Source organism: Actinomadura geliboluensis (genome assembly GCF_005889745.1).
GTDB classification, from domain to species: Bacteria; Actinomycetota; Actinomycetes; order Streptosporangiales; family Streptosporangiaceae; genus Spirillospora; species Spirillospora geliboluensis.
In genome coordinates, this window is the sequence record NZ_VCKZ01000231.1 from 1 (window position 1) to 14,812 (window position 14,812).

The 14,812-nt window shown below is 73.8% G+C and carries 14 protein-coding genes; 4 read left to right on the forward strand and 10 right to left on the reverse strand.

Features of this window, described 5'->3' with window-relative positions:
* Nucleotides 1–300: LysR family transcriptional regulator (locus ETD96_RS27215; protein ID WP_138639339.1), on the reverse strand; the 300-nt coding region annotated here is incomplete at its 3' end.
* A 73-nt stretch (nt 301–373) separates the two neighbouring features.
* Between ETD96_RS27215 and ETD96_RS27220 the strand changes: the two genes are divergently transcribed.
* Together ETD96_RS27220 and ETD96_RS27225 are read left to right on the forward strand one after the other, a co-directional pair.
* The gene (locus ETD96_RS27220) at nt 374–1,291 is read left to right on the forward strand and encodes an EamA family transporter (RefSeq protein ID WP_138639340.1); all 918 of its coding nucleotides are present in this window, start codon (nt 374–376) and stop codon (nt 1,289–1,291) included.
* Nucleotide 1,292: 1 nt separating this feature from the next.
* Nucleotides 1,293–2,165, forward strand: coding sequence for a dihydrodipicolinate synthase family protein (locus ETD96_RS27225; RefSeq protein ID WP_138639341.1), 873 nt, complete (start codon nt 1,293–1,295; stop codon nt 2,163–2,165).
* 17 nt (nt 2,166–2,182) lie between these two features.
* Here ETD96_RS27225 and hemL read toward each other — a convergent pair whose 3' ends face one another.
* The gene (gene hemL / locus ETD96_RS27230; RefSeq protein WP_138639342.1) at nt 2,183–3,478 is read right to left on the reverse strand and encodes a glutamate-1-semialdehyde 2,1-aminomutase; all 1,296 of its coding nucleotides are present in this window, start codon (nt 3,476–3,478) and stop codon (nt 2,183–2,185) included.
* A gap of 100 nt (nt 3,479–3,578) precedes the next feature.
* Here hemL and ETD96_RS27235 point away from each other — a divergent pair, with 100 nt between their 5' ends.
* Nucleotides 3,579–5,255 (forward strand): serine/threonine-protein kinase, encoded by a 1,677-nt coding sequence (locus ETD96_RS27235; RefSeq protein WP_138639343.1) that lies wholly within the window; start codon nt 3,579–3,581, stop codon nt 5,253–5,255.
* Nucleotides 5,256–5,341: 86 nt separating this feature from the next.
* Here ETD96_RS27235 and ETD96_RS27240 read toward each other — a convergent pair whose 3' ends face one another.
* The 8 genes from ETD96_RS27240 to ETD96_RS27275 all read right to left on the reverse strand — a co-directional run bounded on the left by ETD96_RS27240 (nt 5,342) and on the right by ETD96_RS27275 (nt 13,826).
* On the reverse strand, nt 5,342–5,932 hold the full coding sequence (locus ETD96_RS27240) for a bifunctional DNA primase/polymerase (protein WP_240808268.1): 591 nt from the start codon (nt 5,930–5,932) through the stop codon (nt 5,342–5,344).
* A 179-nt stretch (nt 5,933–6,111) separates the two neighbouring features.
* Nucleotides 6,112–7,095 (reverse strand): porphobilinogen synthase, encoded by a 984-nt coding sequence (gene hemB, locus ETD96_RS27245; RefSeq protein ID WP_138639345.1) that lies wholly within the window; start codon nt 7,093–7,095, stop codon nt 6,112–6,114.
* A 17-nt stretch (nt 7,096–7,112) separates the two neighbouring features.
* Complete coding sequence (locus ETD96_RS27250; RefSeq protein ID WP_274704646.1) at nt 7,113–8,642, reverse strand: bifunctional uroporphyrinogen-III C-methyltransferase/uroporphyrinogen-III synthase; 1,530 nt, start codon at nt 8,640–8,642, stop codon at nt 7,113–7,115.
* A 128-nt stretch (nt 8,643–8,770) separates the two neighbouring features.
* Entirely contained in the window at nt 8,771–9,640 is an 870-nt protein-coding gene (hemC, locus tag ETD96_RS27255) for a hydroxymethylbilane synthase (RefSeq protein ID WP_240808271.1), read from the reverse strand.
* Nucleotides 9,641–9,687: 47 nt separating this feature from the next.
* A complete protein-coding gene (locus tag ETD96_RS27260) occupies nt 9,688–11,193 on the reverse strand; it encodes a glutamyl-tRNA reductase (protein WP_240808270.1) in 1,506 nt (501 codons plus the stop codon).
* Nucleotides 11,194–11,271: 78 nt separating this feature from the next.
* On the reverse strand, nt 11,272–12,012 hold the full coding sequence (locus ETD96_RS27265; RefSeq protein ID WP_138639347.1) for a redox-sensing transcriptional repressor Rex: 741 nt from the start codon (nt 12,010–12,012) through the stop codon (nt 11,272–11,274).
* A 280-nt stretch (nt 12,013–12,292) separates the two neighbouring features.
* A complete protein-coding gene (locus ETD96_RS27270; RefSeq protein WP_138639348.1) occupies nt 12,293–12,544 on the reverse strand; it encodes a glutaredoxin family protein in 252 nt (83 codons plus the stop codon).
* A gap of 1 nt (nt 12,545) precedes the next feature.
* Complete coding sequence (locus ETD96_RS27275) at nt 12,546–13,826, reverse strand: putative quinol monooxygenase (protein WP_138639349.1); 1,281 nt, start codon at nt 13,824–13,826, stop codon at nt 12,546–12,548.
* A gap of 154 nt (nt 13,827–13,980) precedes the next feature.
* Between ETD96_RS27275 and ETD96_RS27280 the strand changes: the two genes are divergently transcribed.
* Entirely contained in the window at nt 13,981–14,607 is a 627-nt protein-coding gene (locus tag ETD96_RS27280) for a sigma-70 family RNA polymerase sigma factor (RefSeq protein ID WP_138639350.1), read from the forward strand.
* Nucleotides 14,608–14,812: the final 205 nt, after the last annotated feature.

Genomic DNA, 14,812 nt, shown 5'->3' on the forward strand with positions numbered 1-14,812 from the left:
GGGGAAGGCGGCGAGGGTGAGCTGGCCGACGACGGAGCCGCGGTGCGCCTCCAGGTCGGCCTGCGCCTGCTCGACGAGGGACAGGATCCGCTCGGCGTGGGCGACGAGCAGTTCGGCGGCGTCGGTCAGCCGGACGCCGCGGCCGTTGCGCTCCAGGAGCTTCTGCCCGGTCTCCCGCTCCAGCTTCGCGAGCTGCTGGGACACCGCCGAGGTGGTGACGTGCAGCACGTCGGCGGCGGCGCTGACCGAGCCGTAGGTCGCGACCGAATGGAGGGCGCGCAGCCGTTCCAGATCAAGCATGAAGCAATACTAAAACGAGATGTCAAGCATTTCTCGCTTGTCCTAAAGAAAATGGCGGGGGCACGATCGGGGGATGAGATCGCGCCACGTCCTGCTGGCCACCGTGATCGCGGCGCTGTGGGGGTTCAACTTCGTTCCCATCAAGGTGGCGCTGGAGGACTTCCCGCCGCTGCTGATGGCCGCCCTGCGGTTCACGGCCGCCGCGCTGCCCGCGGTGTTCCTCGTCCGCCGCCCGCCGGTGGCCGCGCGCTGGTTCGTGCTGATCGGGGTGCCGCTCGGCGTCGGGCAGTTCGGGCTGCTGTTCCTCGGCATGAACATGGGCATGCCGGCGGGGCTCGCGTCGGTCGTCCTCCAGGTCCAGGCGGTCTTCACGGCGCTGTTCGCGGGCGCGCTGCTCGGCGAGCGGCTCGGCGCCCGGCAGGTCGCGGGCATGGTCGTGGCGTTCGGCGGCGTCGCACTGCTCGGCGCGGCGCGGGCGGAGGGCGGCTCCCCTGTGGGGGCGTTCCTGGTCTGCCTCGGCGGCGCGGCCGGCTGGGGCCTGGCGAACGTCGGGATGCGGCGGATGAACCAGGTCACGAAGGAGCCGGTGGACGCGTTCGGGTTCATGGTGTGGATGTCGCTCGTGCCGCCCCTCCCGCTGCTGGCGCTGTCGCTGGTCTTCGAGGGGCCGGGGGCGCTGCCGGACTCCGCCCGGCACCTGTCGGTCGCCGGGGTCGCCTCGCTCGCGTTCATCGCCTACGTCGCCACGCTGTTCGGCTTCGGCGCGTGGGGCTGGCTGATCCGCCGGTACGAGGCCGGGACGGTCGCCATGTACTCGCTGCTCGTCCCGCCGTTCGGGCTGGTGTCGGCGGCGCTCCTGCTGGACGAGCGGATGACGGCGGTGCAGCTCGCCGGCGCCGCGCTGATCATCGCGGGGGTCGCCGCCGGCACCGTCCGGCCGCGGTGGCCCCGCGCGGCCCTCCGCAGGCTCCGAACCCGTGAGGTGAGCTGACATGCACGCGATGGCAGACATGCGGGGAATGCACGCTTCGCTCGTCACACCCTTCACCCGCACCGGCGAGGTGGACGCCGCGTCGCTCGAACGCCTCGCCGTCCACTGCCTGGCGAACGGCGTGGACGGCCTGGTCGCGCTCGGCACCACCGGCGAGGCCGCGATGCTCACGCCCGAGGAGCGGCGGACGGTCCTGGAGGTGTGCGGCGGCGTCGCCCGCGAGTCCGGCGTCCCGCTGATCGTCGGCGCGGGGACGATGGGCACCGCCGACTCGATCGAGCAGGCCCGCGAGCGCGCCGCGTTCGCCGATGCGCTGCTGGTCGTCGTCCCGTACTACCTGCGCCCTTCGGACGAGGCCGTCGTCGAGCACTTCGCCGCCATCGGCGCGGCCGTGGACGTCCCCCTCCTGCCCTACAACATCCCGTACCGGACGGGTAAGGCCCTGTCCGCCGAGACCCTCCTGCGGATCCTCGCGCTCGACTGCGTCACCGGGATGAAGCACTGCGCGGGCGGCATCGACCACGACACGCTGGTCATGCTGGCGGCCAACCCCGGCAAGGCGATCCTCTGCGGCGACGACGCGTACATCTACCCGATGCTGCGGCTCGGCGCGGCCGGGGGCATCGCCGCGTGCGCGTGCCTCGCGCCGTCCGCCTACGCGGCGATGGCCCGCGGGGACGGGACGGACGCCCTCAAGCTCCACAACGCGCTGCTCCCGATGGCGGACGCGCTGTTCGGCGAACCGGCGCCCGCCGTCCTCAAGGCGTGCCTGGCCGAGGTCGGGCTGATCGACGACCCGGCGGTGCGCGCTCCCCTGCGCGCACCGCGCCCCGAATCCGTCGCCGCCGCCATGGCGGCCTTCCAGGCCCTCTAGGCGGCGGCCAGGGCCCGCTAGGACGACGCCTGGGCGGCGGCTCGGGCGGCGTGCGGGAGGGCGTCCAGGATGCGTCCCAGCGCCTCCTCGTCGTGCGCGGCCGACAGGAACCACACCTCGTACGCCGACGGCGGCAGGTACACGCCGCGCTCCAGGGCGGCGTGGAAGAACGCCGCGTACGCCTTGGAGTCCTGCCGCTGCGCGGCGGTGAAGTCGCCCACCGGCGCGTCGCTGAAGAAGATCGAGAACAGGCTGCCGGCGTTCTGCCGGACGTGCGGCACGCCCTCCCGCTCCAGCGCCTCCGACGCCGCCTGCCCGACGATCTCCGCCGACCGGTCGATGGCCGCGTAGACGTCGGCGGTGGCGTTGCGCAGCGTGGCGAGCCCGGCGGCGGTCGCGAGCGGGTTCCCGGACAGGGTGCCCGCCTGGTAGACCGGCCCGGCCGGGGCGAGGTGGTCCATGATGTCGGCGCGGCCGCCGAACGCGGCGGCGGGCAGCCCGCCGCCCATCACCTTCCCGAACGTCATCAGGTCGCCGGCGACGCCCTCGATCCCGTACCAGCCGGACGCGGACGCGCGGAACCCGGTGAGCACCTCGTCGATCACCAGCAGCGCCCCGTACCGCTCGCACAGCCGCTTCAGCAGCGCGTTGAACCCGTCCAGCGGCGGGACCACGCCCATGTTGCACGGGACGGCCTCGGTGATGACGCACGCGATGTCGGTGCCGTGCTCGTGGAACGCCATCTCCGCGGCGGTGACGTCGTTGTAGGGCAGGATCAGCGTGTCGGCGGTCGTCGCGCCGGTGACGCCGGGCGTGTCGGGCAGCCCGAACGTGGCGACGCCCGACCCTGCCGCCGCGAGCAGCGAGTCCACGTGCCCGTGGTAGCAGCCCGCGAACTTCACGATCTTGGTGCGTCCGGTGAAGCCGCGCGCCAGCCGGATCGCCGACATCGTCGCCTCGGTCCCGGAGTTGACCAGCCGGACCTTCTCCACCGGGGTGCGCGCCACGATCTCCTCGGCGAGCTCCACCTCGCCCGGGGTGGGCGCCCCGTAGGACGTGCCGCGGCCCGCCGCGTCCCGCACCGCCTCGACCACGGCCGGGTGCGCGTGCCCGAGGATCAGCGGACCCCAGGAGCACACCATGTCGACGTAGGTGTTGCCGTCGGCGTCCGTCAGGTACGGGCCCTGCCCGGACGCCATGAAGCGGGGCGTCCCGCCGACGGCGCCGAAGGCCCGCACCGGCGAGTTGACGCCGCCGGGCACGACCCCGGCGGCACGGTCGAACAGCTGGCGGGAGCGATCGAAATCAGTCACGGTTGCAGTCTCTCAGTTGCAGTTCGGCGACTTGCCTTGACCTCGCGCCGTACGGGCCGATATTCCACCAAGTACGACATCGGAGGGATGGGCTTTCAACGTGGTTGACGGCTGGACGGTCCCGGGCTTCACCCACGAGCGGGAGCTCGGCAGGGGCGCCTCGGGCCGCGTGGTGCTGGCGGTCGACGACCCGACCGGCACGAAGGTCGCGATCAAATACCTCGACGGCGCGCTCGCGGCCGACGAGGCGTTTCTGGCGCGGTTCCGCGCCGCGGCGCGTCCCCTGTCCCAGCTCGAGGACCCCAACGTGGTCGACTTCTACGACTTCGTGGAGTCCGCGGACGGCGCCGCGATCGTGATGCAGTGGGTCGAGGGCGTCAGCCTGCGCCGGGTGCTGGCCGCGCAGGGCCCGAGCGGCCCCCTGGCGGCCCTGTCGCTGCTCGGCGGGGTGCTCCTCGGCCTGGCCGCCGCGCACGAGCACGGCGTCGTGCACGGCGCGCTGCGGCCGTCGAACATCCTGGTCGACGCCGACGGCAACGCCCGGCTCACCGACTTCGCGACGGCGCCCGCCGGCACCGAGGTGCGGTCCGGCGCGCAGTACGCGGCGCCCGAGCTGTGGGACGGCGAGCCCGCGACCGTCGCCACCGACCTGTACGCCGCGACCGCGGTCTTCTTCGAGTGCCTCACCGGCCGCCCCCCGTACGCGGGGCGCAACATGGCGCGGCTGCACCGCGAGGCGGCCGTCCCGGCCGAGGAGGTGCCGGGGCCGCTGCGCACGCTCGTCCACCAGGGCCTCGCGAAGGAGCCGGAGCACCGCCCGAAGTCCGCCGCCGACTTCCTCGGCGCGCTGGAGGACGCGGCCGTCTCCGCCTACGGGCCGTCGTGGGAGGCGCAGGGCCGCGGCCGGCTCACCGAACTCGCCGCGCAGGCCGCGCTGCAGCCGGAGCCGCCGAAGCCCAAGCCGTCCCGCAGCAGCGGCCGCAACCCGGTCGTCGCCGGCAAGCAGCCCGGCCGCCGCTCCCGCGTGCCGTGGGTGGCCGCGGCCGTCGCCCTGGTCGTCCTCGCCGGAGGCGGCGCGGGCGCGGCGACGCTCCTGAAGAAGGACGACAAGGCGTCGCCGCCGCCCGAACCGGTGCCGACGCCCGCGCAGACCAGCAGCCCCCAGCCGACCCTGCCGGCCGGCGGGGTGAACCCGGCGCCGCTCATCGAGCGGATCGACCGGGCCGTGGCGCAGACCCCGGGCGCGACGTTCAGCTACTGGCAGACCGGCTGCTGCGGCTTCCCCCTCAGCGGCAAGGGCACGCTCGGCCCCGCGGCCTACTCCATGACGATCAGCGGGTCGGGCGCGGCCCGCAAGCCGGTGCGCGCCGTGATCGTCGAGGACCGGCTGTACGTGCGGGTCGGCAAGCAGTGGCGGCCGTCGGCGTTCGGCGGGCGCGGCTACCCGGCGGTGGCCGACCAGGTCCGCCAGGGCAGCTCCGTCGCGAACCTCACCACCCTGCTGCGGACGGCGACGAAGCTCGCCAAGTCGGGAGCGATCTATGAGGGGGAGGCGCCCGCCGCGAAGCTGGCGGAGGCCCCCGGCGTCGGCCCCATGTACGCGCGGATGGCGCAGGCGACCGGCGTCGAGAAGATCACCTTCGCCATCAAGCTCGACGCCCGGCAGCGCCCGGTCAAGTTCTGGGTGCGCGCCGGGGCGGAGAAGGGCCGCAACCAGGTGCAGCACGGCTCCTACACCAAGTGGGGCGCCGCGCCCGCCATCAACGCCCCGCGCTGAGCCGGGCGCGGGGCGGGGTCAGGCGCGGCGCTGAGACAGGCGCGGCGCTGAGACAGGCGCCGCGCCGAGTCAGGCCCAGCACCGGGTCAGGCGCCCTCGCAGGCGTCCGCGAGGACCTCCAGGAGGCGCAGCGGGTCGGGCAGCGAGTCGCGCTCGGGCGGCCGCACCCAGGCCACCTCGCGCCCGTACGGCAGCACGGACGGCGGCGCGACCACGTAGCTGTCGCGGCAGTGCCACCGCATGCCCGGCGTCTCGGCGACGTCCTCCGGCAGGGTGTCGAGGTGGCACGACCACCACTCGTCCTCGTCGACGGGCGCGCCGCGGGTCGCGACGAAGAACAGGTACCGCTCGCCCCCGAACGACGCGACCGGACCGACGGGAAGCTCGTCCCGCTCGATCCGGTCGAGGGCGATGGCGCCGGCGGCGGCCGGGACGTCGAACACGTCGAAGACCCGGCCCGTCGGCAGGATGATGTTGGCCTGCGGGCGTTTCTCCCACCAGCGCGCGATCACGTCGGGGTCGACGCTGGCCTGGTGCGCCCACGCCGCCGATACCGGATGCGCGCCCGGGTCGGGACACCCGATCCGGTCGCAGGAGCACGCTCGGTCGGCGCCGACGTGGGCGCCCGGATAGCACGGCCATCCGAGCTCCGCGTACTCCCGCGCGACCGCGGCCATCCGGTTGTTCCGTGCCGCCTTCTGCCGCCTGTGCCCAGTGACCGCCAGCATCTCGCCCCCCAATAGCCCAAGGTCGCGCGTGGGTTCCTTGGTTACCGATGATGCCCGTACGTGTCACGCCCAGACACGGCAACCCCCAGAAAACGACCCTAAGTAACTAGGGACCGTCCTGGCCTGCGTCAGGACGCCATCCTGGCGGCCTCGGTCGCCCAGTAGGTGAGGACCATGTCGGCGCCGGCGCGGCGGATCGAGACCAGCGACTCCATGATGGTGCGCTCGCGGTCGATCCAGCCCTTCTCGGCGGCCGCCTCGATCATCGCGTACTCGCCGCTCACCTGGTAGGCGGCGACGGGCACGTCCACCGTGTCGCGGACGCGGCGGACGATGTCGAGGTAGGCGCCCGCTGGCTTCACCATGACCATGTCGGCGCCCTCGTCGAGGTCGAGGAGCACCTCGCGGATCGACTCGTCGGCGTTCGCCGGGTCCTGCTGGTGGGTGGAGCGGTCGCCGAACTGCGGCGCGCACTCGGCGGCGTCGCGGAACGGGCCGTAGTACGCCGACGCGTACTTCACCGAGTACGCCAGGATCGCGACGTCGGGGTGGCCGGCGGCGTCCAGCGCCCCCCGGATCGCGCCGACCTGGCCGTCCATCATGCCGGACGGGCCGACCACGGCCGCGCCCGCCGCGGCCTGCGCGACCGCGATCGAGGCGTACCGCTCCAGCGTCGCGTCGTTGTCGATCTCGCCCGCGTCGGTGAGGATGCCGCAGTGCCCGTGGTCGGTGTACTCGTCCAGGCACAGGTCCGTCATGACGACGGCGGCGTCGCCGAGGTCGGCCGCCAGGTCGCGCAGCGCGAGCTGGACGATCCCGTCGGGGTCGTCGGCGCCGGAGCCGGTGCCGTCCTTCACCGCCGGGATCCCGAACAGGATGATGCCGCCGACGCCGGCCTCGGCCGCCTCGTGCGCGGCCTTGCGCAGGCTGTCGCGGGTGTGCTGGAACACGCCCGGCATGGACGCGACCGGCTGCGGCTCGGTGATCCCCTCCTTGACGAACATCGGCAGGATGAGATCGGCCGACGCGAGCCGCGTCTCGGCGGTCAGCCGGCGCAGCGCGGGCGTGCGGCGCAGCCGCCGCGGCCGGGCGACGGGAAACTGTGCGGACATGGGTTCCTCTGGATGGTCTACTTCCGGCGCCGGGCCCCCCGGCGCATCTGGCTGGGCTTGCGGAGCGGGTCCCCCGCCTCGATCTGGGCCGCCCGCCGGTTCGCACCGTACTCCGCGAGCGCCTCGGCGAGGGCCGATACCGACGGCTTCTCCGCCATCACGTCGACGCGCAGCCCGTACTCCTGCGCGGTCTTGGCGGTCTGCGGCCCGATCACCGCGATCACCGTCACGTTGTGCGGCTTGCCGGCGATGCCGATCAGGTTCTTCACCGTGGACGACGAGGTGAACAGCACCGCGTCGAACCCGCCGCCCTTGATCGCCTCGCGGATCGGGGCGGGCGGCGGCGCGGCGCGGACCGTCCGGTAGGCGGTCACGTCCTCGCACTCCCAGCCGAGCTCGGTCAGCCGGGCGATCAGCACGTCGGTGGCGATGTCGGCGCGCGGCAGCAGCACCCGGTTGATCGGGTCGAGGTCCTCGTCGTAGGGCGGCCACTCGCGGGCCAGGCCCTCGCCGGACTGCTCCCCGGCCGGGACGAGGTCGGGCTGGATGCCGAACTCGACCAGCGCGGCGGCGGTCTGCTCACCGACGGCGGCGACCTTCAGCCCGGCGAACGCGCGGGCGTCGAGGCCGTAGTCGACGAACTTCTCCCGGATCGCCTTGACCGCGTTGGTGGAGGTGAACACCACCCACTCGTAGCGGCCGGTGACGAGGCCCTTGACGGCACGGTCCATCTGCTGGGGGGTGCGCGGCGGCTCGACGGAGATCGTCGGGACCTCGTCCGGGACGGCGCCGTACCCGCGGAGCTGGTCCGACAGGGTCGCGGCCTGCTCCTTGGTGCGCGGCACCAGCACCCGCCAGCCGAACAGCGGCTTGGTCTCGAACCACGACAGCCGGTCGCGCCAGGCCACGACGTCCCCCACGATGATCATGGCGGGCGACTCCATGCCCTTGGTGTCGGCCGCGAGCCTGCTCAGCGTCGAGACGACCGTCTCCTGCTCGGTGGTGGTGCCGAGGCTCGTCATGGCGGCCGGGGTGGAGTCGGGGCGCCCGGCCGCGACCAGGCCCTTGGCCACGTCGGCGACCGCGCCCTCCGCGCCGGTGATGACGAGCGTCGCGGAGTCGCTCGCGAACGCCTCCCAGTCGACGCCGCCGGACGAGGCGTCCACGAACCGGAACTCGCGGTGCTCGGGGTCGGTCAGCGGGATGCCCGCGTAGCCCGGCACGCCGGTCACCGCGGACACGCCCGGCACGACCTCGAACGGCACGCCCGCCTTGTGCAGCGCGGCGCCCTCGGCGGCCAGGCCGCAGGCGACGCCCGGGTCGCCGGCGAACATCCGGACCACGCGCCGGCCGGCCTTGGCGGCGCGGACGGCCATCTTCACCGGGTCGCCCTCGGCGGTGTCGACGATCTCGGCGTCCGCGCGGCAGTGCGCGAGGACGTCGTCGGGGCAGTGCGCGCGGCTGACGATGACGGTGTCGGCGCGCTCCAGCTCGGCGGCGGCGCGCAGCGTCAGCAGCCCCGGGTCACCCGGGCCCATGCCGACGATCGCGACCGTCCCCGGCTCCGTCGTCCGGCGCGCCGCCGGGGACGCGCCCGGGGCCGCGCCCTTGGTGCTCCTGGCGGCCTTGCTCTCGCCCGCCCTGCTCTCGGCGGCGGTGCTCTTCGCGGCGGGGCTCAATCGCGCTCCCCCATCAACTGGTCGGCCCCCTGCGCGAGCAGCCGGGCCGCGAGGTCGCGGCCGATCTGCTCGGCGGCATCCGGGTGGCCGCTTGCGGACAGCCTGATCTGCCGGCTCCCGTCGTACGCGGCGACGGTCGCGGTCAGATGCAGCTCTTCATCTACTTCGGCAGCGTATGTTCCCACGGGAGCGGAGCAGCCCGCCTCCAGCACCGCCAGGATCGTCCGCTCGGCGGTGACGGCGCGCCTGGTCGGGGCGTCGTCGACCGTTCCAAGCAGCTCCAGCAGGTCGGTGCGGTCGGCGCGGCATTCGAGGGCGAGCGAGCCCTGGCCGGGCGCGGGCAGCATCTGGTCGGGGTCGAAGACCTCGCCGACCTCCGCCAGCCGGCCGATGCGCTTCAGGCCCGCGTGCGCCAGCACCACGGCGTCCAGCTCGCCGTCGGCGATCTTGCGGAGCCGGGTGTCGGCGTTGCCGCGGATCGGCACGATCTCCAGGTCCGGGCGGAGCGCGCGCAGCTGCGCGACCCGGCGCGGCGAGCCGGTGCCGACGCGGGCGCCGCGCGGCAGGTCGGCCAGCTTGGACGGCCCGCACAGCGCGTCCCGCGGGTCGTCGCGGCGCGGCGTCGCGGCCAGCGCGATGCCCGGCGTCTCCGAGGTCGGCAGGTCCTTCAGCGAGTGCACGGCGAAGTCCACCTCACCGGACAGGATCTTGTCGCGGAGGGCGTTGACGAACACGCCCGTGCCGCCGATCTGGGCGAGCAGGGCCTTGGAGACGTCACCTTGCGTCGTTACCCCGACCAGCTCCACGGCATGCCCGGTCAGCCGGGTCAACGCGTCCGCGACGCCCTGCGACTGCGTCGTCGCCATCAGGCTCTTGCGGGTGCCGAGCCGCAGCGCGCGGCCCTTGCCAGTAGTCACGTCTCGTCTCCTTCACGCCCCGGGGCCGCGTGCCGGGCGCTGACCGCCCGGACGCTCGCGGCCTGGGCGTTCACCGTCTCCACGTTGACACCGTCCGGCGGCACGGCGCTCGCCACGGTGTTCGCCGACACGGGCGCGGGGCTGACGCAGTCCGCCTCCGCGCACTCCGGCGCGATCTCGGCCGCGGGCTCGTCCTCGCGCATGTCGGCGCGGGCCACCGCCTCGGGGGCCTTCGGGTCCAGGTCGAACAGCTCGCGCAGCGCGTCGGCGTAGGAGTCGCCGCCCGGCGCCGCCGCCAGCTCCTTGACCCGGACGGTCGGCGCGTGGAGCAGCTTGTCCACCACGCGCCGCACGGTCTGCTCGATCTCCTTGCGGTCCCGGTCGTCCAGTTCCGGCAGCCGGCCGGTCAGCCGGGCCAGCTCCGCGTTCACCACCTTCGCCGCCTTGCTGCGCAGCGCGACCACGGTCGGCGCGACGGCGGCGGCGCGGGCGGCGCTGAGGAACGCCTCGACCTCCTCGCACACGATCCGCCGGACGGCCTCGACGGCCGCCGGGCCGATCGCCCTCGCGGCCTCCTGCGCGGTGCGCAGGTCGTCCAGCCCGGCGAGCTCGACGCCGGGCAGCTCGCGGACGGACCGCTCGATGTCGTGCGGGAGCGCCAGGTCCAGGAAGAAGCGGCGCCGGCCGTCGTCCCCGACGCCGCGCGCCGCCAGCTGCGCGGCCGTCAGGACCAGGCCGGTCGCGCCGGTGCAGGACACCACGAGGTCGGCGCCGACGAGCGCGTCGTCCAGGTCGGCCAGGTCGATCGCGCGGGACGGGGCGTCCAGCGACTCGGCGAGGCGGACGGCGTTCGCGTGCGTGCGGTTGGCGATCACCACCTCGCCCGCCCCGGCGCGGCTCAGCGTGGCCGCGGCCAGCGAGCTCATCGACCCGGCACCGACCACCAGCGCGCGCACCCCGTCCAGCGGGCCGAGGTGCCGGGCGGCGACGTCCAGGCCCACGCTGACCAGCGACGCGCCGGCCTTGTCGATGCCGGTCTCGTGGTGGGCGCGCTTGCCCACCCGCAGCGACTGCTGCAGGACGTCGTGCAGGTCGCGGCCGAGCGTCCCCTCGTCCTGCGCGAGCTTGAACGCCTGCCGGATCTGGCCGAGGATCTGGCCCTCGCCGACGACCATCGACTCCAGCCCGCACGCCACCGCGAACACGTGCTGGACGGCCCGCTCCTCGTAGTGGACGTACAGGTGCCGGGACAGGTCGTCCATCGGGACGCCGGAGTGCAGGGCCAGCAGCTCGGAGATCGCGGACACGCCGCCGTGGAACTTGTCGACCACGGCGTAGATCTCGACCCGGTTGCACGTCGAGACGATCGCGGCCTCGACGACGTTCGCCGAGTCGTGCACCGCGTGCAGCAGCTTGGCCAGGTCGTCCCCGGCCACCGCCGCCCGCTCCAGCACCGCCACGGGCGCGCTGCGGTGACTGAGACCCACCACCAGAATGCTCATGCCGCGTCCTCGCTCATGATCGCCCGCCTCACGCCCGCCCCGCCGCCGTTCCGGTTCCGGTCCCCCGGTTGACCCGGCTCATGCTTCAACCGTCTCTACGTACTGCGAAGTCCCGGGCGGCGCGTCGCCCGCGGCCAGCGGGGCGAAGCCGTCCGGCCCGCCGGCCTTGCGCTGCTCGTGGAACGCGAGGATCTGCAGCTCGATCGACAGGTCGACCTTGCGCACGTCGACCCCGTCGGGCACCGACAGCACGACGGGGGCGAAGTTCAGGACGCTGGTCACGCCCGCGGCCACCACGCGATCGCAGACTCCCTGGGCGGCGCCCGCGGGGGTCGCGATCACGGCGATGGACACGCCGTGGCCCGCGATGATGTCCTCCAGCCGGTCGATGTGCGCCACCGTCATGCCGGAGATCTCCTGTCCGACGATGGCCTCGTCCGCGTCCAGCAGGCCCGCCACGCGGAAGCCGCGGGACGCGAAACCGCCGTAGCCGGCCAGCGCACGGCCCAGGTTACCGACCCCGATGATGGCGATCACCCAGTCCTGCGTGAGGCCGAGCTCGCGGGAGATCTGGTAGACGAGGTACTCGACCTCGTAGCCGACGCCGCGCGTGCCGTAGGAGCCGAGGTGGGACAGGTCCTTGCGGAGCTTGGCCGAGTTCACGCCGGCGGCCGCCGCCAGCTCCTCGGAGGAGACGGTCGCGACGCCGCGCTCCTGGAGCCCGGTGAGCGCCCGCAGGTACACCGGGAGCCGCGCCACGGTGGCTTCGGGGATGCCGCGGCCCGCGCGGTCGCGGTGCCGGTTCTGTCGAGGTGTCACGGCCTGCTCTTCAAGCTCGACGCTGGGGACGGGGCGCCGGATGGCCCCCTCGCCCCGGCCTGCGCGGCTCGGTAACGGCCTGACGACCGCGGCCCGACCGCCCCCAGGGCTGGCCACCAGGTTAAGCCTTTGTGAACACGCGCACAAAGTCACCCCCCGGTCGGACGGGCCGGGCGGACGCGCGGAAACGCCGCCCCACTGGGCCTTCCAGCCTACGGGCCCACAACCCGAATGTCGTTCGGATGTGACCGACCCGACACCCCCGGCGGGTTTTCGCCGGTCAGCGGAGCTTGCCGACGGCGGCGCGCAGCCGGTCCTCGTCGACGCGCCAGAAGTCGTGCTGGACGCCGTTGACCAGCGTGACCGGGATCTGCTCCCAGTACCGCTCGTAGTCGGCCTCCGACTGCGTGATGTCGCGCTCCTCCCACGCGACGCCGAGCTCGCCGGCGACCCGCTCGATCACCGCGCGGGCGTCGTCGCACAGATGGCAGCCCGGCTTGCCGAGCAGCGTGATCATGATCTCGTCCGGCATGTCACCTCCCGGGGACCCCCGGCGCCGGCAGCGGCACCTTGGCCGGGCCGAGCTTCAGCTCGATCACGTTCGTGGCCAGCACGTGCGTGCGCGACTCCGCCAGGAACCGGCGCAGGTGCGCCTGGCCCCGGTGCGCGGCGAACGCCGCCTCGTCCCGGAAGAGCTGGTAGAAGATCCGCTGCGTGGGGCCGCCGACCACCTCGTGGCAGGCGAAGATCACCGTGTCCGGCTCGGCCGCCAGCGCGGCCTTCACCAGGTCGGCGGCGAGCCGGTCGAAGGCGTCCTCGCGGCCGTCCAGCAGCGTGTAGACGGTGATCTGGCCGCACGCGTTCGCCAGGTCACCGCCGGGCGCGGGCACCGGGGCGCCCGGCAGGCCGGGCAGCCCGGCGGGGCCGCCCAGGCCGTCGACGGCGGTCGGCCCGGCCGGGTTGTCGGAGAAGCGCAGCTCCTCGACGGACGGCTCCGGGAAGCGCAGCTCGCCGCGGCGCGGCTCGGGCGAGGGGGTCGGCGCCGGGACGGGCTCGGGCTTCGCCGCGTACGGCTGCTCCTCGTAGCCGGTCGCGGGCCGGTAGCCGTCCTGGTCGTCGTAGCCCTCGTACTCGTCGTAGTCGCCGTCCTCGTCGTAGACGGGGATCGTGCGCATCGCGCCGTACCAGACGAGCCCGACCGCGGCGCCGAGCGCGATCACCGCGAGCGGCGCCGGCAGGAACCCGCGGGTGCCGCTGACGACCAGCACGCCCGCGAGCGCGACCAGCGCGACCGGGATCAGCAGCTCGGCGGCCTCCTGGTCCTGCTTGCTCGCGAGCCACGCGGTGACGCCGGTGCACGCGGCCAGGGACACCACCGCGACGACGTGCGCGCCGTCGATCAGCAGCAGCGGCAGCGCGTCGTAGGTGGAGCCCGGCTTGGGCAGGCTCTTGGACAGCGAGCCCTTGAGCGGGTCCAGGATGAGGATCACGATCGCGACCACCGTGTAGGAGATCGCGAACAGCCATCCCGCGAACCGCACCTGCACGTAGCGCGCGATCAGCTCGACCATGCCGAGCGCGAGCCACACCGGCCCGATCAGCGCGGCGCCGAGTTCCATGACCCGGAACAGCGGGCCGTTGAACCCCATCATGAAGCCGAGGGCCATGCACAGCAGCGCGAGCGTCAGCCCGACCTGGGTGAAGGACCACGCGATGAGGTAGAGCAGCCGGTCCTTGTGGGCGCGCTGAACCAGCAACCCGGTGGCGGCCAGGGCGCCAAGGGTCGCCAGAAGCGCGAGAAGAGCGGAGACCATCGCGCCTAATGGTGCCCGATGCCGCGAGCGGACGGGTAACCGCGCCGCCGAAGAGCGGGAAAGGCCCCACGAAACCGGCCATTGCTTCCCGTACCTTCCGGTATCTAGAGTGGCAGATCACGCCGGAGGTCGCGTACGCCCCGAGGAGAACTGCATGAGCAGCTTGTCCCTCGATGCCGGGGTCATCCCGCTTCCTCGGCGTTCCCGGCGCGCCGAGCCCGGATCCGACCGGGCGGAGGTCCTGAAGGCGCTGGTCCTGCGCGCCCGGGACGGCGACGCCGACGCGTTCGGCTCCCTCTACGACCACTACGTCGAGCTCGTCTACCGGTACATCTACTACCGGGTCGGGACGCACTCCCTCACCGAGGACCTGACGAGCGAGACGTTCCTGCGCGCCCTCCGCCGCATCTGCGACTTCCACTGGCAGGGCAAGGACTTCGGCGCCTGGCTGGTGACGATCGCCCGGAACCTCGTCGCCGACCACTTCAAGTCCGGCCGCTACCGGCTGGAGGTCTGCACCGCCGAGCTGATCGAGCCGGCCCGCCACCACGAGGGGCCGGAGCGGACCGTCCTCGACGCGCTGACCAACCGGACGCTGCTGCTCGCCGTCCGGCGGCTCGGCTCGGAGCAGCAGGAATGCGTCGTCCTGCGGTTCCTGCACGGCCTGTCGGTCGCCGAGACCGCGCTCGTCATGGGCAAGAAGCCGGGCGCCATCAAGGCGCTGCAGTACCGCGCCGTCCGCTCCCTCGCGCGCATGCTCCCCGACGATCTGCGCCGCTGACGCGCCGGGTGGGCCGTAACCCGGCCCACCGCCCGATCGTTTCTCCGGGCAGAGGCGCAGGCGCGCCCGGCACACCGCAAGGGAGCGGCCGATGAGAACCGGGCTGTGAAGACGAGACGAGGAAGCACCATCGAGCAGGGGAACGTGCTCGCCCGGCTGCGGGCGGGCGGGGGGACGGGGCCGGATCCGCGGTTCCGCGAAGTAC

Excerpts from the sequence above, each read along its gene's own strand:
- ETD96_RS27225 (WP_138639341.1), top strand. The coding sequence starts at position 1,293 with ATGCACGCGATGGCAGACATGCGGGGAATGCACGCTTCGCTCGTCACA.
- ETD96_RS27260 (WP_240808270.1), bottom strand. The coding sequence starts at position 11,193 with ATGAGCATTCTGGTGGTGGGTCTCAGTCACCGCAGCGCGCCCGTGGCG.
- hemB (WP_138639345.1), bottom strand. The coding sequence starts at position 7,095 with ATGTCCGCACAGTTTCCCGTCGCCCGGCCGCGGCGGCTGCGCCGCACG.
- ETD96_RS27240 (WP_240808268.1), bottom strand. The coding sequence starts at position 5,932 with ATGGCCGCGGTCGCGCGGGAGTACGCGGAGCTCGGATGGCCGTGCTAT.
- ETD96_RS27220 (WP_138639340.1), top strand. The coding sequence starts at position 374 with ATGAGATCGCGCCACGTCCTGCTGGCCACCGTGATCGCGGCGCTGTGG.
- hemC (WP_240808271.1), bottom strand. The coding sequence starts at position 9,640 with ATGGCGACGACGCAGTCGCAGGGCGTCGCGGACGCGTTGACCCGGCTG.
- ETD96_RS27280 (WP_138639350.1), top strand. The coding sequence starts at position 13,981 with ATGAGCAGCTTGTCCCTCGATGCCGGGGTCATCCCGCTTCCTCGGCGT.
- ETD96_RS27270 (WP_138639348.1), bottom strand. The coding sequence starts at position 12,544 with ATGCCGGACGAGATCATGATCACGCTGCTCGGCAAGCCGGGCTGCCAT.
- ETD96_RS27275 (WP_138639349.1), bottom strand. The coding sequence starts at position 13,826 with ATGGTCTCCGCTCTTCTCGCGCTTCTGGCGACCCTTGGCGCCCTGGCC.